The following is a 529-nucleotide window of genomic DNA, read 5'->3' as shown; positions in this document are numbered from 1 at the left end:
CTTTGACGCGTCCACCAGCGGTCATTGCACCAAGCGCTTCACTGCCTTGAGGCACGTATTCATAATCGACAGCAAGATAGTTGTCATAACCGTCAGCTGGGGAGTCGTTAATGACCGAGCCAAAGTTGTCAGAAATGATGTTGTTTAGTGGTTTGGTTAGAATAATTCGACCTTGGTATGGGTCGACTTCATAGTCACGTCCCGACTGCAACGGCAGTTCTTGCAAGGTGATGCCGCTGTTTGGGTCGACCACCTTAACCATCACTTTGTCGCTGCCCGGTACAACTTCGCCATGGCGTAAGAAGTACAGCGAACCGCCAGTACCTAAAAATTCATCGTGCGCAAACAGCGAATCCGATTCGGCGGCAAAGCCAACGATGTTAAGACGATCTTCACCGAACTTGGTGGTAGAACGTGTGCGATAGTCACCTTTGAAACCATATAGGCTGCGGTTGTAGTCGTTGTTGTCAGTACCGGTTATACCTGTGTTGTAGTTCCCCCACAAAACGTTGGATTTGTCGTATTCAAC

Annotated in this window: 1 pseudogene; it reads right to left on the bottom strand. The window is 49.0% G+C overall.

Features of this window, described 5'->3' with window-relative positions:
* Positions 1–529 (bottom strand): annotated as a pseudogene (locus R7E78_RS30160) (hypothetical protein); the annotation flags it as partial.

Source organism: Vibrio sp. YT-19(2023) (assembly GCF_033337395.1).
This window is presented reverse-complemented; position numbering and strand designations above follow the sequence as displayed.